The sequence below is a fragment of the Acetoanaerobium noterae genome, assembly GCF_900168025.1.
Classification (GTDB): Bacteria; Bacillota; Clostridia; order Peptostreptococcales; family Filifactoraceae; genus Acetoanaerobium; species Acetoanaerobium noterae.
This window is the reverse complement of record NZ_FUYN01000002.1, coordinates 256,636-279,624: the sequence shown is the minus strand read 5'-3', so window position 1 is coordinate 279,624 and position 22,989 is coordinate 256,636. Positions and strand designations below refer to the sequence as shown.

Annotated in this window: 17 protein-coding genes; 4 read left to right on the top strand and 13 right to left on the bottom strand. The window is 34.8% G+C overall.

Features of this window, described 5'->3' with window-relative positions; genetic code table 11:
- Positions 1-240: 240 nt before the first annotated feature.
- The 3 genes from B5X47_RS04925 to B5X47_RS04915 are packed head-to-tail and all read left to right on the top strand — an operon-like array spanning position 241 to position 2,491.
- Complete coding sequence (locus tag B5X47_RS04925) at positions 241-816, top strand: LemA family protein (protein ID WP_079589089.1); 576 nt, start codon at positions 241-243, stop codon at positions 814-816.
- 16 nt (positions 817-832) lie between these two features.
- The gene (locus tag B5X47_RS04920; RefSeq protein WP_200805085.1) at positions 833-1,681 is read left to right on the top strand and encodes a TPM domain-containing protein; all 849 of its coding nucleotides are present in this window, start codon (positions 833-835) and stop codon (positions 1,679-1,681) included.
- Positions 1,682-2,491 carry a metallophosphoesterase gene (locus B5X47_RS04915; RefSeq protein WP_079589088.1) on the top strand — a complete coding sequence of 270 codons (810 nt, stop codon included), beginning with the start codon at positions 1,682-1,684 and terminating at the stop codon, positions 2,489-2,491.
- A 67-nt stretch (positions 2,492-2,558) separates the two neighbouring features.
- Here B5X47_RS04915 and B5X47_RS04910 read toward each other — a convergent pair whose 3' ends face one another.
- The 9 genes from B5X47_RS04910 to B5X47_RS04870 form a co-directional block, all read right to left on the bottom strand.
- The gene (locus B5X47_RS04910; RefSeq protein ID WP_079589087.1) at positions 2,559-3,755 is read right to left on the bottom strand and encodes an ATP-binding protein; all 1,197 of its coding nucleotides are present in this window, start codon (positions 3,753-3,755) and stop codon (positions 2,559-2,561) included.
- Positions 3,756-3,968: 213 nt separating this feature from the next.
- The gene (locus B5X47_RS04905; protein ID WP_079589086.1) at positions 3,969-5,564 is read right to left on the bottom strand and encodes a sodium:solute symporter family transporter; all 1,596 of its coding nucleotides are present in this window, start codon (positions 5,562-5,564) and stop codon (positions 3,969-3,971) included.
- Between the two features lie 109 nt (positions 5,565-5,673).
- The gene (locus B5X47_RS04900) at positions 5,674-6,960 is read right to left on the bottom strand and encodes an MFS transporter (RefSeq protein ID WP_079589085.1); all 1,287 of its coding nucleotides are present in this window, start codon (positions 6,958-6,960) and stop codon (positions 5,674-5,676) included.
- Positions 6,960-8,168, bottom strand: a complete 1,209-nt coding sequence (locus B5X47_RS04895) for an ester cyclase (protein WP_079589084.1) — start codon at positions 8,166-8,168, stop codon at positions 6,960-6,962. Before B5X47_RS04895 ends, B5X47_RS04900 begins: the two co-directional genes overlap by 1 nt.
- A gap of 34 nt (positions 8,169-8,202) precedes the next feature.
- Positions 8,203-9,213, bottom strand: coding sequence for a nuclear transport factor 2 family protein (locus B5X47_RS04890; RefSeq protein WP_079589083.1), 1,011 nt, complete (start codon positions 9,211-9,213; stop codon positions 8,203-8,205).
- 438 nt (positions 9,214-9,651) lie between these two features.
- On the bottom strand, positions 9,652-10,893 hold the full coding sequence (locus tag B5X47_RS04885) for a tetratricopeptide repeat protein (protein WP_079589082.1): 1,242 nt from the start codon (positions 10,891-10,893) through the stop codon (positions 9,652-9,654).
- A 54-nt stretch (positions 10,894-10,947) separates the two neighbouring features.
- Positions 10,948-11,706, bottom strand: a complete 759-nt coding sequence (locus B5X47_RS04880) for a prepilin peptidase (RefSeq protein WP_079589081.1) — start codon at positions 11,704-11,706, stop codon at positions 10,948-10,950.
- Positions 11,706-14,075: a helicase C-terminal domain-containing protein gene (locus B5X47_RS04875; RefSeq protein ID WP_079589080.1), complete on the bottom strand. Its 2,370-nt coding sequence runs from the start codon at positions 14,073-14,075 to the stop codon at positions 11,706-11,708. The genes B5X47_RS04880 and B5X47_RS04875 overlap by 1 nt, the downstream gene beginning before the upstream one ends.
- A gap of 13 nt (positions 14,076-14,088) precedes the next feature.
- Positions 14,089-15,375, bottom strand: a complete 1,287-nt coding sequence (locus tag B5X47_RS04870; protein ID WP_079589079.1) for a hypothetical protein — start codon at positions 15,373-15,375, stop codon at positions 14,089-14,091.
- Between the two features lie 150 nt (positions 15,376-15,525).
- Between B5X47_RS04870 and B5X47_RS04865 the strand changes: the two genes are divergently transcribed.
- Positions 15,526-17,463 carry an ATP-dependent metallopeptidase FtsH/Yme1/Tma family protein gene (locus tag B5X47_RS04865; RefSeq protein ID WP_079589078.1) on the top strand — a complete coding sequence of 646 codons (1,938 nt, stop codon included), beginning with the start codon at positions 15,526-15,528 and terminating at the stop codon, positions 17,461-17,463.
- A 179-nt stretch (positions 17,464-17,642) separates the two neighbouring features.
- Here B5X47_RS04865 and B5X47_RS04860 read toward each other — a convergent pair whose 3' ends face one another.
- The 4 genes from B5X47_RS04860 to B5X47_RS04845 form a co-directional block, all read right to left on the bottom strand.
- On the bottom strand, positions 17,643-18,428 hold the full coding sequence (locus B5X47_RS04860) for a TspO/MBR family protein (protein WP_079589077.1): 786 nt from the start codon (positions 18,426-18,428) through the stop codon (positions 17,643-17,645).
- Positions 18,429-18,539: 111 nt separating this feature from the next.
- Entirely contained in the window at positions 18,540-19,775 is a 1,236-nt protein-coding gene (locus B5X47_RS04855; protein ID WP_079589076.1) for an efflux RND transporter periplasmic adaptor subunit, read from the bottom strand.
- A gap of 11 nt (positions 19,776-19,786) precedes the next feature.
- Complete coding sequence (locus B5X47_RS04850; protein ID WP_079589075.1) at positions 19,787-22,150, bottom strand: ABC transporter permease; 2,364 nt, start codon at positions 22,148-22,150, stop codon at positions 19,787-19,789.
- The gene (locus B5X47_RS04845) at positions 22,147-22,851 is read right to left on the bottom strand and encodes an ABC transporter ATP-binding protein (protein ID WP_079589074.1); all 705 of its coding nucleotides are present in this window, start codon (positions 22,849-22,851) and stop codon (positions 22,147-22,149) included. The genes B5X47_RS04850 and B5X47_RS04845 overlap by 4 nt, the downstream gene beginning before the upstream one ends.
- Positions 22,852-22,989: the final 138 nt, after the last annotated feature.

Below are 22,989 nucleotides of genomic sequence, written 5' to 3'. Positions count from 1 at the left end.
TCTCAAGTTTAAAACTAAACCATGTTATTTGTATTATAAAAGTATATACAAGCTAATAGTTTCATATTTGTAATATTTTGTTAATAATTTTTAAACATTTCAAATACTCACAGTGCTATAATCGCATTCTAGGCAGCTTAGCAGTAAGCTGTTAGTTTTACTAAGTAATGGATATATTTATAAGGTAAGTGTAACCATTATAAAGGTGAATATCACCTATTCTTTTAGGAGGAATGACTGATGAAAAAAGGTATATTAGGAGTAATTATTGCTCTAGTTGTGATAGCGGGGCTTTTAGTAATGCCACTGATTGGCTCATACAACAATCTTGTGACGCTCTCAGAAAATGCTGACCAGCAATGGGCTAATGTGGAGACTGTGCTTCAAAGACGTTATGACTTGATTCCAAATCTAGTAGAATCTGTAAAGGGAGCTATGGCTCAGGAGCAAGAGGTATTTGGAAAAATTGCTGATGCAAGAGCTGCTATGGCTGGAGCATCTACTGTAGATGAGCAAGTAGAAGCTTCTAATCAGCTTGAAGGAGCCTTAGGAAGATTGTTAGTGGTTATGGAAAATTATCCTGAGCTTCGTTCTAACGACAACGTTACTAGACTTATGGATGAGCTTGCAGGCACTGAAAATCGTATCAGTGTAGAAAGAGGAAGGTATAACGAAACAGTTGCTGACTACAACAGAAAAATCAAAAGATTTCCAACTGTAATAATAGCTGGAATGATGGGCTTTGACGAGCGTGCATACTTTGAAGCAGCTGATGGAGCGGAAACAGCACCAAAAGTTGATTTAACTAATCCATAAATTGGAGTGAGAAGCCTTGAATGAAATTGATTATAAAGCCATATATAAAAGTGATTTGTATAAAAAACTAATATTAAGACTTCTAAGCCTAACAGCTGCTATACTTTTAGTTTTTACTAGTACTAGCTATGCTCAGATGCCCTCTCCTACTACAGAGTTTTATCATGCAGACTATGCAGGGCTATTAAGTGAGGATACAAAAACCTTCATACGCTCAGTGAACTTAAACTATGAAGCACTGGAAGAAAAACCTCAGGTAGTGGTAGCTACAGTCCCTGACATGGGAGGCCTAGATATAGAAACCTACGCTGTAGAGCTATTTGAAAAATGGAAAATAGGTGATGCCAAGCTCGATAACGGCGTCCTTATTGTTCTGGCTTTAGAAGAAAGAAAAATAAGAATCGAAGTAGGCTATGGACTAGAGGGCGCTATCACCGATGGAACCGTCGGACAGATACTAGATAGAGCCACTCCATTTTTATCAGAGGGTGACTACAACAAAGGAATCCTTCAAATATTTTACGATGTAACTGATAGAGTCAATCTAGAATACGGATATGACAGCGAAAAAATATACACAAATATCGTCGAAAGACCAATAGCCGAGCCTATGTCAGATGATGATGACAGCAGTTTTTTATCTACTGGGATAATCCTTTTCATTCTCTTTTTAATTATAGTCGGTAACGGCGGCGGAAGAGGTGGAAGACGCAAATCCTACAGAAACTCAAGCCCATTTGGTGGGGGAGGCTTTGGAGGCTTTCCTGGTGGTTTTGGAGGTGGCGGCTCTGGCGGTGGTTTTGGCGGCGGAAGCTTCGGTGGTGGTGGAAGCTCCGGCGGTGGCGGAGGAAGCAGAGGTTTTTAAATGAAAAAGAAAAAAAGGCTATACCCCTTACTTTCATTGATGCTATTATTGCCTTTTCTACTTTATCATGGTAATAATGCCCTTGATATAACTACATTTGAAATACCATCTGATGAGTTATCAGGGCTTAGGATACTTCATCTGAGTGATTTGCACAATAAAAGCTTTGGAAAGAACCAAGAAAAAATTATTGAAAAAATAAATGAGATTAAACCAGATTTGATAGTATTTACAGGAGATTTAGTAGACGGCAGAAGAAAAGGCCATCAAAACGCCCTAACTCTTATGGACATACTATCCAGAAACTATACTGTCTATAGAGTAAATGGAAACCATGATTTTGGTGATAACGGCTATGCCTTAAAGCCAAAGCTAGATGAGCTTCACATCGTCACATTAGAAAATGCTTGCGATACCTACTATTATAACGATATCCCTGTTCAGATAAAAGGAGTGGACGACCCTATATCCTATGACAGAGCAAATAGAGAACCTGAATTTAAAAACAGCTTAGAAATTCTAGATGACACAGTATACAACATCTTGCTATCTCATAGACCTGAACATTTTAATGACTACGTAGAATCTGGCTATGACCTAGTTTTAACTGGACATGCCCACGGCGGTCAGCTAAGACTCCCTATGCTAGGTGGTGTAATAGCTCCACATCAAGGCATCCTGCCTGCTTACGATGCAGGTGCTTATACCTCAGGGCCAACTACAATGATAGTCAGTAGAGGACTTGGAAACAGTTTGTTTCCTTTTAGACTGTTCAACAATCCAGAGCTTGTAGTTATAGATTTTAAATAAGTGCATGCTTAAATTTAAAAAGCCTCACTCATCACACATTCAAATTTGTGGATGAGCAAGGCTTTTTTTAATCCTCTAAAAGAAAATCCAGAATATTTTTATGTACTATTCCATCTCTTGAAAAATCTAGTTTATCCATAGAAAGCACATATTTAGGAAAGTTGTCTCTTACTGATTCATATGCTCCAAATTCTCTATCTATTACCTTTTCATCTGCAAGCAAATATAAAGCCTGATAGTAACTTTTTTCTCCATCATTCATAACTATAAAATCTATTTCACCTTTTACAGTTTTGCCTACATAAACTTCGTAGCCTCTATTTATAAGCTCATTGTAAACTACATTTTCAATCAATGCTCCAATTTCAGTTTTAAATCCAGTATTATTAATTTTAGCAAAGCCTAAGTCCGATAAATAAAATTTATCAGATCTAGTAAGGATTTTTTTTCCTCTTATGTCATATCTCATTACTTTATTAAATATAAGCGAATTTGTAATATGCTCTAAATATTGGTAAATAGTATCCATGGATACTTTTCTGCTAATACTTTCAAAATAAGCCGATATCGATTTTGCCGAAAAGGTTTGAGAAGTATTCATAACCATATACTCTACTATTCTATTTAAAATATCCACATCACTTACTTTACTTCTAAGTACTATATCTCTAAGCACTATAGAATCATATAAGTCACGAAGATAAATCTTTACCTGAGATTCCGTTTCCATTAAAAAACGCTGAGGCATTCCGCCAAAATTTAGGTATTCCATAAAATCTTTTTCGCTTACTCTATCTTTGCTTATATCCTTAACCTTGCACATCTCTTTAAATGAAAAAGGCATAATTCTAAAGCTTACATACCTACCTGAAAGATGAGTAGCAAGTTCTCCAGATAGCAATTTCCCATTTGAGCCTGTCAAAAATATGCTGCAATTTAAAGTTGCTCGAAACGAATTTATAGCTTTTTCGAAATTATTAACATTTTGTATTTCATCAAATAGTAGATAATACTTTCCTTCATCTTGTATTTTATCTTTAATACATCTATATAAGTCCATTTCATTTTCAATAAATGAAAACTGAAGATCTTCAAAATTAAGATATATAATATGTGCATCATCTACATGCTTCTCTTTAATTTCAGATATTATTTGCTTCATAAGAACCGATTTGCCGCAGCGACGAATACCTATGATGACTTTAATTAGGTCAGAATCAATAAAAGGTCTAATTTTATTTAAATAAAGCTCTCTTTTAATCATAAAATCCCTCCTTTGATTCCATTATACCCTATAGTGTTATATTTTAATAAATTTTATTTTGTTCTGTCGTAATATTTTTTTATTTCTTGATTTTATTTCGTTTCATCGTAATAATTTTTATTTTTTTAATCTTATTTCATTATTACGAAATAATTTTTAATTTATTAATCTTATTCTTTTTGGTTGGAATAACTTTTATTTTTTCTATTTATACTAGCTCAATAAAGCGAGTATCACAAATTGAAGTAAAAAGAATCCTAAAATTATTATCCCGTATTTATCTAGTTTAAAAGGAACTATAGATGCTCCATCTTCTTGAAGGTCGTTATTTTTAATCAAATATTTCCTCATACCCATTGCTGTATAATTAGAAATTTCTTCTAGCGTTTTATCATTTTTAAATATAAAACTAAACCCATAGCCTAATATAAATGTTATCAAGCATCCTATAGCCGAATTCCATAGCCAAAAGGTCTTTAATTGATTAATAAGAAAATAACTAGATATAAAGCCTAGAACAAATCCAGAAGCCACACCTTTATCATTTGCTTTTTTAGTGAACATCGCCAAAATAAATGCAGCACACGCTGGTCCTGTAAAATACGATATATATTTACCAACTATGTCTAATACCGATTTTACCGTATTTCCAAATGCAAATATAACTATAAAAATTATTATTATTCCTAGTATCGATGAAATCGTCATCGTTGTTTTTAGTGAAACTTCATCTTTTTCTTTATAAAAGTATTTTTCATATATGTCCTTTATAAACACAGTAGTCATGGAGTTAAGAAGTGAATCTACGCTAGACATAGCCGCTGCAAATGTTCCTGCAATTATTAGCCCTGTAATGCCTACTGGCACTTTATCTATTATAAAATTAATCATAACCTGATTTGAATTTTCAAATGGCTTTCCATCATAAAAAACCCATAAAAAAAGTCCAATTAAAAGCATAAAATAATACATTACATTCATGAGTATCGCGCTACTTGTAAGTGAACGTTTAACTCCTTTTATAGATTTTGCTGTTAGTATTCTTTGAATTTGAGCTTGATCAAAGCAAAAGTACCTACTCCACATAATAGTTCCACCGAAGATAGCCGCATAAAATGTATTTTCTGTGTTTAAATCAAAAGTGAAATCTAGCGTATTAAATTTTCCAGCAGCTTTTGCAATATCTAACGTATCGAAAAAACTTAAATTTAAATATTTCAAAGGTATATATATAGATAAAATCACAGCCGAAATTACTACTAAGGTCTGGACTGTATCTGTCCAAATTACAGCCTTAATCCCGCCTAATAGTGTATATATAATTGAGATTAGTACAATAATAGGAACTATAACCACAATAGACCATCCAGTTATAGTTTGAAGAATTAAAGATGGAATGAAAACCATGGAGCTAACTTGAATTAATGAGTTTATAAAAAATTGAGCAACAGTAAGATTTCTTGTAAATCCACCTAGTCTAAACTCCATATACTCGTATATAGAGGTCACTCTCAAATGATAAATAACCGGTGCAGTTACATATACCGCAAAAAATACAGCCAGCGGAACTGTGATATTAACCATAAAAGGCTTCATTCCAGATGTATACGCCCATCCAGGTCCACCTATTAATGCATTAGCACTAATCATGGTAGCTGTTATAGATAGAGAAATCGGAAGCCAAGGCATAGAACGTCCAGCTAGTAAATAATCTTCTTGGGTTTCGTTATCTTTTCCTGAAACATAACCAATAACTAACATGCCGATTAAATATACAATTATTACAACTATGTCTATCAAAGGTAACATTTTCTCTCTCCTTTCAAAAAATCCATAAAATACAAATTGCATAGTAAGGTTAGCTACTTGAAATTTACAAATAGCTAGCCGCACTATGCCTTAAATTAAACTATATTTTTTAGTTTGTTGCCTCAGCCTCATTAGATTTATTTATTGTTTCTGGAAGGAAGGCCCAAACAACTGCTCCAATAACAAACACTCCTATAGCTATCTGGAAAATCTTAACTATTTCATCAGCATTTGTAGCTAAGCCAGCTATAGCAGGAATTGCAAACATTGAGATTATTCTACCACCATTAAATGATATCCCTGCTGATATAGAGCGATATTTTGCTGGGAAAAGCTCAGAATAATAAGCTCCCCAAGCTCCAGAGAATCCTACTCCAAATCCTATAGCTATTGAAACCAATCTAAACTTACTTATATCATTAGGGCCTAGTTGCATATACATAAATACTAAAATTGCGCTTAGAACCATTCCAACAAGAGGAATCTTTCTTCCAAATTTGTCTGAAATAAATCCCCAAACATTGTATCCTATAAGCTGTCCTATACCTTGAAGGCTGTATATTCCACCAGCAACTGCTGCACTTAAGCCAACAGAATTTCTAAGATAAGTAGTTGCGTTGTTTGCAAATGCTGAGTATGCAGTGAAGTTAGCCCCTGATAGCAATATTACTCCTATACCAATAAAAAGATATTTTCCTTTATACATATTGAAGTAATTGATTTTTTCTCCTGATTTTTCAGCATCGGCATTATATTTCTTTGTAAGCTCATAGTCACTAGGTACGAAAAGAAATACCATAACTGCGCCTATTGCTATTGGAACTATAGCTGTATACATAAGTAGGTTCCAGTTTGCATCACCTAGAAGTCCATAAATTTGACCTCCAAATATCATTGCTAATGAAAATAAACTTGTAAGTATTGCTGCTAATTTACCTCTGTATTTTGCTTGGAAAAGCTCTGCAACAAGTGGCATTGCTGAGCCAAATACTCCACCTAATGTAGCTCCAGTTAAAAATCTTGAAAATCTCCATAAGTTATAGCTAGATGGATTAGTCATAGGTAAAAAAGTAGTAAGTGCAATTAATCCAGCTACTACAACTAAAGTGTTTTTCTTACCAATTTTGGAAGCTAGTATTCCAAAAAGAATTGTTCCTGGAATTGTACCAAAAGACATAACTGCAAATATAGCTTCTGTCTGCTGGATTGTAAATGCAAATCCCCCTGCTGCTATCTCATTAATCATAGTTGGCTTAACAAAAGTCCCAACCATAAAATTATAGCAATAAAAAAAGTAAACTACCATTATTGAAAAAAATGCAAGCAATCTTCTTGCCATTGATAAATCTTTGCCTAAAAGTATTTCTTCGCCCTTATTTACTACAGCATTTTCCATTATTTATCCTCCCTAATATATGAATCTTCTGTTTCTAAATAGATTTGCCTCAAAACATCTAATCCGTCGTATGTAATCCACTCTTCTGCGATTTTATTGTCAACTACTTTGTAATGACTTATCCCTAAGAATTCAACAGGCTTCATGCTAGGTGCTCCGAAAGTTCCAAATCCTTCATGAAGACCTCTTAGCCTCCATCTGACAGCAACATCATACTCATTTGTGCCTCTTCTTTTATTGCATGTTACTCTATCAACTCCATAATGAGCATTTGGAAACGATGATAAAAGACTAATCATCATACCCTGAATTTCCTCATGACCAAATAATCTTTTATCGCATATATAATGAACAAGTGCATTATCCATATAATATTTTTTAACATCAGATATCATTTTATAGTTGTAAATATGACTATGCATCTGAAGCATCATTTCTCCTACAGAATCGTCTTTTGCCATATATTTTTCTGGCATAAATTGACCTTGCATAGCTTCACCTAGTCCATATCTGGTTTGAAGAGCTGGAGTTTTTATTGCTGTCGCTTTAGCCATATTTTTTGCTACTTCATGTACATCAAAACCCAGCTGCTTTACTAGCCATAGATTATCTCTAACAAGCCACTCTTCATAAATTCTATTGTTTTCAATAGCGCAATCTATAACAGTTCTAAAATTTACGCGTTTTCCAGTAGCTTTTCCAAAAGGGCTATCTCCTAAATTCGTCGCTGTAGATAAAACCCTATGAGAAGATAAAAAGCCATTTGTATCATGCTCTGACCAAATCACATTTTCTCCTATCAACCTTCTGTCTGGAAATGAATGAAGGGTTTGCAGTGTATTTGCAACAACATCTTTAATCCCTACCAATGTAGTTGATGAAAGATGCATAGTTACATCATTATGATAAGTATCATATATTATTCCTATCCCTTTTTCTTCCCAAATTCTATGTGTGATTTTAAGTATATAATCCACTATGTCATTGTATTGTTCATCAAAGCCTGGAAGCTCTTGCTTCTTTTCATTATTTTTCACATAGTCATTGTAATCACTGTGACCAACTGGAAATACTTTACTTGTATCTCCATAGTAAATTTTATGATTCTTTGGAGTTTCACTTATGCTTTCCTTTTTGTTAACTTCTGGATTATAGATTTTTTCTTCTGATATCTTTTGCTCACTGCTTTTAGATTTTAAATCAGCCATTACATCCTCCTTCTTTTTCCATAAATAAAGTCCATTATTTTTTGTTGTAAATACTTTCTGTACGCTCTAAAATGTCCAGCCCTTGCTGCTTTAGCCAATATGGAATATCAATCAACACCCAGTTTTCACATAGCTTGTCATCTTGTCTGTAATATACGTCAACAACTTGCATATCTGCTCTTATTTCTCCTCCTGGAAGCCCTAAAAACCCTCCAATAGGTGTATTCGAAAGATTTGGCCATCCAAAGAAGCAAGCAAAATTTCCTTCTGCAAATCTGCAAACATGCCCATTAAATTTTTTATCCTTTAAATTATTTCTAAATGGAAGCTGATGCTGCTCTTGATATCTTGGGATTGTGTAGCTTGCTCCTATACCTGCTGGGCCATACCAAATCATATCTTTTGACCACGTTTTCTCCAGTACTTCAGGCGGACATCCCATAGCTCCACTTTCGTTTAGAGCAGTCAAATCATCCACCATTTTATTTACTAAAGCTAAAGTAGCTTTGCCTTCTTCTTCTGGCGCATCCTGGAATAGTAGTCCATCGTGATTTCTTGGTCCTGGATATACAAAATAATTTCCTGTTTGAGGTGGAAGAGGATTCACCCCAGCTTGTTGCATAAAACCTATAATATCTATAAAAACTCCTGTTTGAGATATTTTTCCGTTTTCGACACAATTAAATTCAGCATATCTTAGACTTATCATTTTTCTCGTAGCTCTTATACCTAGCCAATCCTCATCAAACAATCCCATAAAATGCCCCATACTCATTACCCATTGCTCACCACTGATTTCATTGGTCCCGCCTATAAAAACATCCTGTCTTCTTTGCATTCTTTTTAGGGATTTTTTTAATGGAATCCAAAAATTCTCACTTACATTCTTTACTGTGTTTTGTTCTCTAAATGGATACACGCCTCTCCATAAGTATCCATCATTTACGTGCTTCTTAAGAACGTTTTCCACTTCATCAACTGAAGCGTTTTCTAAATCATCGAAGTAATCTAAAACTACTTTTTTAGTATCTGTGTATTTTCCCATCTTAATCTTTCCTCCTAAAAACTTCTCTTTTCTTGATTCAATATTAATAATTTGAATTATTCCTATAGATTTTTATTATTTCCATAATATTATCTTTGTTTGAACAAATCATCAAATTACATTTTTTACTTTTTTTTACATTTTTATATAGTAAGACTTATACTTTTAAAAATAAAATTTATAAATTAAAAAAAACATTCAAATTCAAGCTTATTTCTTTTTATTAATTTCAATAATGAAAATTTATACTAGCTTGATAAAATTTTAATAAGTATAACTTCGAAGTAAATTTATTATAAATATAGCGAATTATTTTTTCCTTTTATTTACAATTTTGTATATTTTTTAAAAATTTCAAATTTGCAAAAAATAAAAAGAGCTTTCACTGACCTATTTTATTAGATCAATAGAAAACTCTCTGTAATTTGTCTATATCTTTTATTTTAGATATGCGAGATGAATAAAAACATTTCCTATAGTCATTTTTAATATTCTCTTTATTTCACTACTCAGCTTTTTTTCATTCAATTTATAATGTTTTATTAGAATACCTGAAATAATATCTAGAAACTGTCTATTATCTTTTTGCCAATCTATCAAATTATCTAATTTCAATAGATGATTCTCTAGATAAATATACTCACCTTCAATTTCTGACAAAAGCTGTTCTATATAGTATAAAGCTTCTTTTACTTTATTTTGCTGAAGCTTTATTTTGCAAAAAGTAACTAGAAAATCATTATCTGTTGATGCAATTAGCAGCTTTTCACCCTTGAAAACTAAATCAATGTAGTTCTCTGCTTTTATCATATCCCCTATTTCATAATAATATAGAGCATACTCATGATAGACATAGCTAAGAGAATCATCACTATCATCAAGTAAAGCTTCAGCACTTTTATAACTTTGCAGAGCTTCTTGCCTTAGTCCCATCTCTTTTTGCATATCTCCATAGCTCATATAGATAAAGGCTCTGATTTTAGGAGCTTCGTGATATTTAAGGGATTTCAAATAATAGTATTTGCTCTTATCGTAGTTTTTGATAGAAGAAAAGGCATTTGCTAAATTATAGTACATATATCCAGTAGTAAGAGGGCCTTGTACTTTTTCTATTGCTTTATCAAATTCATTTAGCTCTTTACTTTGGATACTTTTTTTAAAGTATGCCACTTTCATCCATAAATATTCAGATAAGTAAAGTCCAAACCTATCTATATTGTCCTTATTTCTCATTATATTCGCAGCTACTTCAATATATGCAAGACCTCTATCTCTTTTGCCTTGATTCCAATAAAAATGAGCAAAGCATCTGCACACTATAGCATAGTCTTCCATAAGCTCCTTTTCAAGACAGATTTTTTTTAATCTCTCGAATATATTTATATCTTGGTATTGATTGTAGTCTTGGATGTACCATGATACAGTGCTTGTCATTATGCGTATTTGTTCACTTTCTGAAAGAAATAGCTTATTAAAATCTTGATTAAATGCATAGGCTGTTCTAATTTTGAAAGTAGAAGATCCTAAATCTTTATTAAAAAGATACTGATTGATAGATGATTCATATAAATTTATTTCATTTGCAAAATTACTAATACTTCCATATTTATCAATTATTTTGTCTCTTAACTGTAATCCTGGAGTCTTGATTTCTATGTCCTTTAGAGAATATTTTTTCATTTTTACCTCCAATGGATTATTTTATAATACATTTATTATAACTAATTAGACTTTTTACATAAGTAAATTTAGATAAAGATTTACTATCTCCTTCCCATAAAGTGAAACCAAGAACGCAGCTATACATATATATGGTCCAAAAGGAATCTCCTGCCTAAGCCCTGTTTTCTTTCCAAATATTTTCATTATTACTATTATGATAAGAGCTACATAAAAGCTAAGTATACTCGTTAAAACAGTATCTCTAAATCCCATAAATATGCCTAGTGCTCCCATAAGCATGACATCCCCAAAGCCAAAGGCCTCTTTTTTATAAATTAGCTTTGCTACATAATAAATGGCAAAGTAAAAGCCAAATCCAAAGGCAAGTCCATAGACTCTAGTAAGTAGTCCTGCTTTCATCACTAAAATCGAAACTAAACCAATTGCCGTGAATACAAGAAGTACCGCATCAGAAATTATCATTTCATCGTAATCTATCATGGCTGTAATAAGTAGCATGGACCAAAGGCTAGCATAAAATAAAAACTCCCATATAGAGCCTGAGCTGGTATAGGCAAGATAAAATAATAGTCCTGTAACTAGCTCTATTATAGGATATCTCATAGATATCTTTGAACCGCAGTAGCGACATCTTGCTTTTAAAAATACCCAGCTAAGTACAGGAACCAAATCCTTTGCAGCTAACGTATGGTTGCAGCTGCCACACATCGACCTGCCTTTTGCTATGCTTTTATCTGCAGGTATCCTATATATTACAACATTATAAAAGCTCCCAAATATCAGTCCATACAAAAACGCTATTATCCCCATTAGCTCTCCTCCCAAAATTGTTCCAAGGTATTTTTAATTTCCAAAGGACTGCTTACTCTTTCAAAATCCAGCCACTCTCTAGGCATGAGATTCTGATAGCTCGCTTCTAAAAATCTATCATCAAGCAGAAGTATAAAACCTTTGTCCGATGAAGTCCTAATCACTCTGCCTGCGCTTTGCATTACTTTGTTCATGCCTTGATATCTATATGCATAATCAAAGCCATTTTTTCCCTCGTTATTAAAATACTCCATAATCAAGTCTAGCTCATATGAAATCCCTGGAAGCCCTACAGTTGCAATTATTGCTCCGGAGAGTCTATCTCCTTTTAAATCGATTCCCTCAGAAAAAGCTCCTCCCATAACTGCAAAGCCTACCATTACGTGAGTATTTTGGTCTACAAACTGCTTTAAAAAGTCTTCTCTTTGAAGCTCAGTAAAGCTTCTTTCTTGAACTATGCACTCAATATCTTCATAGGTTTTTGAAAATTCTTCATAAATTTGATTCATGTATTCATAGGAAGGAAAAAAAGCTATGTAATTCCCATTTTTAGAGCTTACGGCTGAGTGAATCCTCTGCACTACCCTATCAATAGAGCGCTGTCTATGGGAGTACCTAGTAGATACGCTTGAATCTATCATAACCTTTAATCTCTCAGGATTAAATGGACTGTCTAGCATAAGATATACTGCGTCCTCTAGCCCTCCCATCATACTTATATAGTAAGACGCTGGAATAAGAGTGGCAGAAAATGCAATAAGGCTAGTGCATCTGCTAAGTGCATCCTTAACAAGAGCTGAAGGGTCTATGCAAAACAGCTTTATTCTCAAATTCTTATCATGCTGATATCCTAGCATAGTGTATCTTTCATCGTAAAGCTCAGCAATTCTTATAAATGCATGGGCTTCAAAATATAAATTAAGTAAATCCTGATAAAAAGCCTCTTCATTTGCATTTGGATACTCACTAAAATAGTAATCTGAGCTTTCTATAAAGCCTCTTATTGCCTTTACTAAATTCTCTGGCAAAGCTTTTTGTGAGAACTCAATCTCAGCTTGCTCTGGCTTAAGCTTTAAAAACCCTGCATTGACATGTCCTATTGATTTTAAAACATCAGAAAGCTCCTTAGGAATCATCGTATGATCTTTAATCGCTGATTTTATAAGCTTTCTAAGCTCTAGAAAGGCTGTTTTTTCTATAGAAGCTGAAAACATATCTCTAGCTCTATCTATGAAATTATGAGCTTCATCCATAAGAAATATATATTTTCCCATCTGCTCGGCAAAAAACCTCTTGAGGTAAACAGCTGGGTCAAAGGCATAGTTGTAATCCCCTATAATTACATCGCAAAATAGCGAGATATCAAGGGCAAATTCAAAGGGACATACCTTATGTGACTCGCTGTAGCTCAGTATCACATCCCTAGTTATGATATCCTGCGTTTCCAAAATATCATAGATAGCCGAGTTTATCCTATCAAAATGCCCTCTTGCATAATCACAGGCATTTAAATCACAGCTTCCATAAGGACAGATTTTGTCCTTTGCCGTAAGGGCTATGGCTCTTACGCTTAGCCCTGCATCTTTTAAGAGCATCAAGGTATCCGATGCCGCCTCGCGATTTATGGTCTTTGAGGTAAGATAAAATATCTTTTCATTGTCTTCATATATTAAGCTTTTAAGTGCAGGATAAATGGTTGATATTGTTTTTCCTATGCCTGTAGGTGCTTTTACGAACAGTCTCTTTTTCTGGCTGATAGCTCTATATACGTCGTTTATCATTTTCTTTTGACCCTTTCTATATGAGTCAAAAGGAAATTCTAAAGTAAGTATGCTTTCATCTCTTTCGTCCTTTAGCCTTTCAAGTAGCATGCAAAACAAGCTATAGCTATGTAGGATATGAGTCACATAGGTTTCCAGCTCTTCTCTTTCGTATTCGTGCTCAAAGGTTCTTATATCCTCATCATGGAGGCTGTAATAGGTTACATTTGCACCTATATTATCTAGCTTGTTATCTAAAGCATAAATATAGGCATAGAATTTAGCCTGAGCCAAGTGAACCTCTTCCTCTTCACAATTGCTCAGGCTTTTAGCCGTGCTTTTGATTTCATCTATGATATAAAAACCCTCATCCAGCATCAAGCCATCAGCTCTCCCAGATATGCGAAAGTCTATATCGTTTACTTTGATATCCAGTCTAAGAGGGAGCTCTTTTTCAATGTATCTCCCCTTAATCTGCTGGAGCTGCTGATGTATTCTGATGCCTTCCTGCATTCTAGCTGGCGAAAAGCTACTGCTCGCTCCCAAATCTCCGCTTCTAAGTACAAACTCCACCAAAGAGCGCACAGAAATTTCAATTCTACTAGGCATACTATCCCACGCCCTATCCAATAAATACTGTATCGTCTATGATAAAAAGGTCCTCGCACTTTCTGTCTTCTTCTATTTCATACATATCCACTATCTTTAGAAAGCTCCCTGAAAATTTATCCTTGCTCTTAATTACCCCTATCACTAGGTATCTATGGTTGAATAAATCGTAGAAATATTCCTTTGCCTCTATATCAGATACATCCTTTTCATACTCAAAAGAGAAGCTGTCTCCTCTTGAGGATGCTATTTTAACCTTTTCATCGTCCTCTTCTATCTCATATACAGTTTCATCCTCAAATGCAAGCAGGCTCTTATCTCCTAGCTCCATTATCTTTGAAATGTTGAGAGTTTCTTTATCTATAGAGAAAATTTCTTCTTTGCCCTTTAGTCTTCTCTCATTAAAATCACGGCTTGATTTCAGAACATGCTCATGCTTGTTTTTCTTATAGTAAAGCATGTTTGGAGTTTCTCCCACTATTCTGATTACCCCATCCATAAATATGCTATCTAGCACCTTGTATTCATAATATCTGCTACCTGATTTTACTAGGTTTAAAAAGTTTTGAAACGGCAATATTCTAAGGCTGTTTTTGAATACAAAATCCTCAGTCATCTCTTCTGGTATATCTATAGCAAGCTCTACATCATCTGATAAAAGAAGCTCTAGCTCCTCTTCCTCTGATAGATAGACCTCTTCAACCAGCAGGTATTTTACTTCCTTGCCTATTACTTCTCTTTTTCCAGCTGTGAGCTTAAATAACAGGTCGTGAATCTCATAAATTCTTCTTTCATCTACATCCACTAGGTATACCTTGTCATATTGGTTGCTTTCAAAAGGCGTCTTGGCATCTGAAAGCGTAAATATAAAATAGCCCTCAGTCAATATCTCAAGTCCCTTATAAACATATTCATCCTTTGAAAAGCTAAAGTTCAGTATATCATCTTGGGTATCTGCCTCAAGATTAAGCCTAAAGAAATTCAGTATCTGCTCTTTCTCAGCTTCAGAAGATACACAGTAGTAGATATAATCCATATCCTTTATCGCCAGTACATCTTCATATGAGCCTGGCACCTCTATATCATACATGGACGGATTATTTGAATGCTCTCCTGTATCCACCCTTGTCAGCTTTTGCTCAGCTATATCATATCTGTATATACCTTCCGTCCACTGCTCCTCTAAAGTGCCCTGAACCTTTTCAAAATATATTCTATCTTCTAGAGACTTAACAGGTCTGTATGCTATTTTAGGCACATCCTGACCTTTTATTATCCCTTTCATATCTATAATTCTCAAATATTTGTCCTCCATTTAAACTTCATAATAAATCATCTCATTAGATTATGACATAACGCGGCTAATTTTTAAAGAAAGATTGGATAATTATCTTTCTCTTCTTTAAATAGTGTATAATAAAATTATCTATTTACAAAAAGGTGATGAAAAATGAGTAGAAAAGAAAAGCTTGAAAAAATCAAAAAAAAGCTAACCAAACGAAGAATTTCCTTCATAATAATAGTTATGTTTGTGATTTACAGCTTGGCAATGTACGGCAATATTCAGCTTCAAAAAGATAAAAAGGATGAGGTTTCATATATTCCATACACTCAGTTTCAGCAGATGATTGAAAAAAATCAAGTAGAATATGTATTTCTAAGCTCAAGCAACAGCAATATGCAATTTCTCCCTACTTTAGAATATCTAAATTCTCAAAAGATAACTCCTGATGAGGATTACAAAATTCTGCTTGAGGACCTTGATAAAACCAAAGAAACTTCTGTGGATGCTAAAATACTTCCTAAGGATGGGAAATTTAAGTTCATAACAGAAAATCCTGCCTATCCAGAGTTTCGCTCAGAGCTTCTTGCAAAGGGCATAAGAGTATTTAGCTTTAATCCTCCAAATGATTTGGTTTATTTTCTTTTATCCACCTTCCAGATTATGCTCCCAGTAGCTTTAATTATGGGCTTTTTAGTATTTTATCAAAGAGGTATGGACCCAAAAGAAAATGAAATCACAACCAAGGTGCCTGATACGAATTTTAGCAATATAGCAGGCTATAGCTCACTTAAAAACGATTCAAAATACATTTTGGACTTCTTAGAAAATCCAAAAAAATATAACGATATAGGCGCACGGCTTCCTAATGGGGTAATTTTTTACGGTCCTCCAGGAACAGGTAAAACTTTAATGGCAAAAGCTATAGCCGGAGAAGCTGGAGTTCCATTCTTCAAGGTTAACGGTTCAGACTTTGTGGAGCTATACGTAGGTCTAGGTGCTCGAAGGGTTAGAAAGCTTTACAAGACAGCTAGAAAAAATGCACCCTGCATAGTGTTTATAGACGAGATAGACTCAGTAGGTGGTGCTAGAGGTCAAAACAGAGGAACCTCTGAGGATGACAAAACTCTAACCGCACTGCTAAATGAGCTCGACGGTTTTAGTGGCAAGGAAGCTGTAATTACTATAGCAGCTACTAATAGACTTCAAGATTTAGACCCTGCTCTTACCCGTCCAGGTAGATTTGACAGACAGCTTGCTGTTCCTCTTCCTGATAGAAATGAGCGTATGAGTATACTTGAGCTTTATGTAAAAAGTAAAAAAATATCTGAAAGTGTAATAATAGAAAACCTCGCTAAAAAAACCATAGGTTTTAGTCCTTCTGAGCTTGAAAATCTCATGAATGAGGCCGCTATAAAGGCTGTAATTAACGGCCATGAGGTAATCGAGCAGACTGATATCGATGAAGCCTACCTTAGAATCCTAATCAAGGGAGATAAAAAAGACAAGCCTTTAGAATCAGATAGCCAGCGTAAAATCGTAGCCTATCATGAGGCAGGTCATGCCATAGTGGGTCACCTTCTAGGACAGCCTGTACTCGAAGTCAGTATCATACCTACTACTTCAGGTGCTGGAGGCTATACTCTAAATGAACCTAAAGAAGGTCTAGCTAGCAAAGCCGATATGAAAAACAGAGTAAAAATGCTATATGGCGGAAGAGCCGCAGAGACTATCATTGCTAAGAGCGAAGACGATATAACAACTGGCGCAGTAAACGACATCGAACAAGCCACTATGATTATATCCTCAATAATTAAGTCTTGGGGAATGCACGATAGCGTTATAAATCTAGATGTGCTAGGCATGTCTAGACCAAATGATGATTATATAAAGGACGCTAAAGCATTAGCTGAGGAGCTGTTTAATGAAACCAAGCAGATGCTAAATAAAAATAGAGAAAAGCTTGACCTTATAGCCGAAACTCTCCTTGAGGTGTCAATAATAGATGGGGAGCACTTTATTAAAATAATGCACGAGAATAAAATAGAACATGAAAAAATCACAATAGAAGAAGAGACTATTGAATTTAATATCTCAGAAGCTTAAAATAGTAACCGTATACAATAGAGAACTTTTGTTTTACCCACAATTATACTATTAATAAAAGAGTCAGTACGAATGTTCCTCCAACTAATTTTTTGTGGAGATATCATTCATACTGACTCTTTTTAAACTTTTTTAATTTCATCATTTTATTTTAAACTCTTATCACTAACTTAAAATATCTAGTTTGAATGTGACTTTCTTCCATGGCTATTTATTATTACAGCAAGCAGTACAAATATTGCCACTCCTGCCACATAACCTACTGGCATAAGATTTCCATCCAAATATCTGGCATATACTATTCCTGCTAGTGCCCAGATTCCCACGAATCCAAACGCCTTATCTTTTCTCATAGTTATGAAGAACAGATTTACAAGCACAGCCACTGCTATTCCTATAGATACCCATAGAGCCTCAGGAAGATTAAACAGGTTCCAGTTCATATACTTAACAAAGGCCGCAAAGTTTGCTATTGTTGCAACTGAAATCCACCCTGTATATAGAGAAAACGGAAGTAAAAATCCTTTTTTCTCGTCATTGTAAAGATAGGCTTCTACTGTATATACTCTAAAGTAGATGAGATAAAGCACTAAAAGCAAAGCTATCATAGCTATCATACTAAGACCTATCATATCAAAAGCCCAGAAAAACAACCACAGTCCGTTCAATATACAAGATACTATAAACCAGAGACCTATTTTTTCAGTTGCTTCTTTTCTAGCTCCATATCCGTTTTTCCCTAGCTGATAAAGCACAAAATAGCCTAGCATAATATATATAACGCCCCAAATGGCAAAGGTTATGCCTGCTGGAGTAAATAGATTGCTGTATTTTGCTGATATTTCTTCAGTAGTAGCTTGCCCGAATATATTTGTGTTTGCTAAGGCATTGGCTCCTATCATCAATAAATAAAATAATAAATTAAGGATTTTTAGACCTTTTTTTTCTCTGGAATAGTGCTGCATGTGATCCTCCTTGCAATTATTTGGAAAATTTCTTATATATTAAATATACCCCACCTTCTATTAATATGCAATAAAGAAGCCACACTTTTCTGATAACTATACCAGTTTAGTTTAGTATTTTACTTTCTTTCCTTCCTCTAGCTGAGCATCATTAGGATCTAATATTATAAGGTCGCCCTCACTTAAGCCCTGAGTTATTTCGTAGTCAAAATCAGATTCATAACCAGTTTCTACCTCTTGTTTTTTTAGAGTTTGCTCATCTATTTTCCATACGTATTTTTTGTCATCTATTTCAAAAACAGTAGTTTTCGGAAGAGCTATGACAGAATTTTTTCTCATAGTTTCTATAGTTAGGCTCAAATCATATCCCAAAAACAGCTTCTCTTCGCTTTGAAAAGCCACATCTACCTCTACCCTTTGTTCTTCAAGTCCAAGTGGAGACTGCATGGTATTTGCATAGTCGCTTATTTTTACTATAGTTCCAGGATAATGCTTTTCTTCATTTCTAATTTTTTGAGTCACTGTGACATTTTGACCTAGTTTTAGAGCAGCTGCATCTTGAACCAAAACATTTGCCCTAGCAACAGTTTGTGTGGCTGAGGAAAGCTCGATTATAGGAGTCATAGTGGATACAAAAGCCCCTGATTTTGCATTTGATTTTGTAATTACTCCACTAGCAGGTGCATAGATTTTTGTTTTAGCTAGCTTTTCATCGATTGAACGTATCTGAGCTTGTAGTGCTTCCTTTTGTCCTGAATAATAAGTGCTTGTTCCTGGCTTTTCTACCGCTGATTCATATATGAGGGCTAGCTCGCTTTCTTTTAGCTTCACTTGATTTTTTGCATCGTGAAGAGCATTTTCAGCAGCTTCAAACTCCACCTTCGGTATAGCTCCACTGTCATAAAGCGCCTTTGCTCTTTCATAGCTCGTCTCTAGCCTTGCTATTTGGTCTTTTCCCATTGCTATAGCTATATTTAGACTCTCAACTTGAGAATCATAGACTGGAGATTTTGACATTGCCTGCTGACCACCTACAGATTTTAGCTGGGCGCTGAGCTGACTTTTCTGATTTTTTAAATCAACATCATCCATACTCGCAATAAGCTCTCCTGCATTCACATTCATGCCTTGCTCTACTATGAAGGTGAGCTTTGCATCATATGGTGGACTTATCGTATAGCTATCCTCAGATACTACTATAGCATCCTCTTTGAAATCACTGATTAAATCAGCCTTTTCAACTTTAGTAGCTTTCACCTCTAATGGCTTTGTCATTGAGTAAACTGTATAGCCTATAGCTAGCACTGCTATTATGCCTATTAGTATAAATTTAATGGATTTTTTCATAAGTCACCTCGTTATTCATTGGATTTTAGAGCATCTACTATATTCAAATGCTTAATTTTTCTAGATGCCATGACCTGAGCGAGTACTATGGCAATAATAGTTACTACAAATGCTATAATTAAAGAGTTTAGGTCCAGCTTCACAGCTAGAGAAAACATATCCGTACTAGCTGATTTTCCCATGGCAGTTACAGCACTTTGTGATAATGGTATTCCAAACAGCATCGCAAATATAGCTATGAACCACTGCTCAAAAGTAACTATAGAAAGCACTTCCTTTTCACTCATCCCAAGCACCATAAGCGAGGAAAGCTCTCTTTTTCTCTCTGATAATATTATTACATAGGAGTTGTAAATTATCGCCACTCCCATAACTATAGCTATAAGAGCTACATAATACATACTGCCCATAAAGCTGCCCATAAATTTTTTCAGCTTTTCAATCATTTCATTTGCGTCATTTATGCCTGTAATTTTAGGGCTCTCTTCATAAATATCTTTTAGCACAGCCGCTGTATTTGGCTTTGCTCTTAATAAAACTGAATTTGCCGCAGGTGAGTAGCCTAAAACCGCTGATAGATACTCAATATCCATATAGCCGTTTATTCCTACATTTTGCTTTACAGTGGATATCACCCTCACGCTTTCCTTCTTATCCTTGTCTCTCATGTAAGGGCTTTCCATGGTGAGATAGTCTCCTGTTTTTACTCTTAGCTTGTCTGCTAGTCGTTCTGATAGGACTACTCCACCTTTATATATATTTACTGGATTTTTATCGTCATCTATCACTGTATATAAATTGCTGTTTTCTCTTAGCCCTATAACCGATACCGGCTCTTTGATATGCTCATTTGTAAAAAAAACTGGAATCTCGAGCATTCCTTCTGCCCTGTAAACTTCGTTATGTCTAGTAAGCTCTGTTTCTACGCTCTCCAAAGCATTTAAATCAGACAAAGCTACCTTTACATCGTATTTTTCCACATCGTCATAACGCTCAAAAAGCATGGAATCGACTTGCCCCATAAAGGTCCACGGAATAACTGAAAGCGTAAAAGTAAATGCTATCCCTACAAATACAAAAAAGCTTCTTGCTGGATTTCTAGATATATTTCTAAGAGCCATTTTGCCCTTTGTCGTCAAAGCCTTATATAATAGAGGTATTTTTTCAAATAACGAGCGACTTCCAAGCACAGGCTCTTTCTCTCTCATAGCCTCACTAGGTGATAAAAGCAGAGCCTGAGTACTCCCTCTATAACCAGCAAATATAGCAAATACAACTGAAATAGCTATACTTCTAAACAAATAAGAAACTAATATCTGTCCCTCTAAGATAGGCATATTAAAAAACATCATGTAAAGAGACATCAGTGGCTGATAAAATATTAGGCCAAACAGTCCTCCAATTATACCTCCTAGTAGTCCTATCACTATGCAGTAGCTAGTATAGTGCATCCTAATGCTAAGTGAAGAATATCCAAAGGCCTTTAATATTCCTATCTGTCCTCTTTGCTGCTCAACTATCCTCTTTATCATGATATACAAAATCATAGAGGAAACACTTAGAAATACTAGAGGAAGCATAGTTGATGAGACCTCAAGCTGTTTCATTTCATTTGTAAGAAGCAGATTGCTTTCTTGATCCTTCTTTTCTACTATAGATATAAATCCATAGGGTCTTAGCTCTCTTTCTATCGTTCTTTTTATATAGTCAAAATCTGCATCGTCCTTTATAGTAAACACTACATTTGTATAGTGTCCTTTTCCTGTTAATTTTTCTAAGGACGTGATATCCATAAATCCTACCCCAAATATTATTGGATCTGGATAAATTTCTGATGAATTCCTAAGTGCATAGACATTTTCTGCGCTTCTTCCTATAGCACTGATAGTTAAGTCTACATTTTTTCCATAGGCGATAACTGGAATCTTGTCTCCCACCTTTAAATCATTTGCATCTGCAAACATAGGGTCAACTACAGTTTCCATATAGCCTAGTCTAGGAGCTTTTCCTTCTTCTATTATATAGGTTCCTACAGAGGTATTTGAACTCACTAGCCTTAAATACTTGGTTTCAGTTGAAAAAGTACCAAAATTATCAGCTATTCTTATATCCTCTCTTAGCCTTCCTTCAGCCTGATTGATTCCTTCTATATCCTTGATATCAGCTATCTTGGATTTTGGCATAGTAAGCACAGTCACAAATCCATCAGGAAATTTACTATCTGAATAGAATTTATCTATAGAAAGCTCTAGAGTCTGCATTACCATAGCAAAAGCAGCGTACATCATCAGTCCTATAGCTATTACCACTATAGCCGCTAGATTAGCGCCCTTATGCTCCATCAAATCCCTAAATAGCTTTTTGTATAGAGTCATAGCACTATCTCCTCTACAGGTATAGGATTTTCATTTACCTCCACCTTTTCTATCTTTCCATCCTTTATATACATAACCCTATCAGCCGTCTGAGCTATGGATGCATTGTGAGTGATAACTATAACTGTTTTTTCAAAGCTTCTGGAAAATTCCTTAAGTATGCGAATGACCTCTCTGCTAGAAACTGAATCAAGAGCTCCTGTAGGCTCATCACAAAGCAAGATTTCAGGATTCTTTGCTAGAGCCCTCGCTATAGCAACTCTTTGCTGCTGCCCGCCTGATAACTGAGATGGAAAATGGTCTTTTCTATCCAGTAACCCTACTTTTTCAAGCATATCCTTTGCATCTAGTGGACTTGAGGAAATCTCTCTTGCAAGATCTACATTCTCAAGCGCAGTTAAGTTTGGCATGAGGTTATAGAACTGAAATACAAATCCAACTGCATCTCTTCTATACTCAGTAAGAAGCTTCTTGCCTCCGTTGTGAATAGGCTTTCCTTTGTAATACAGCTCTCCTGAAGTAAGAGAGTCCATTCCTCCTACGATATTCAGTAATGTACTTTTTCCCGAACCAGAGGGTCCAAGCAGAACGAGAAATTCACAGTCATAAATTTCAAAATCAATTTCTGACAGCGCCCTTATATCCACTTCTCCCATTTTATAAATCTTAGAGACATTTACACCCTTGATAAGCGTATTCATAGCCTCACCCCATTTCAAATTAATCCTTATCAATATATATGCTATTTAAATAAGCTTAAAACAATATATACATAGTAATATTATTTAATTTTACTCTCCACTAGTATATGTGACTATATAGTCATATTATACTTTGTG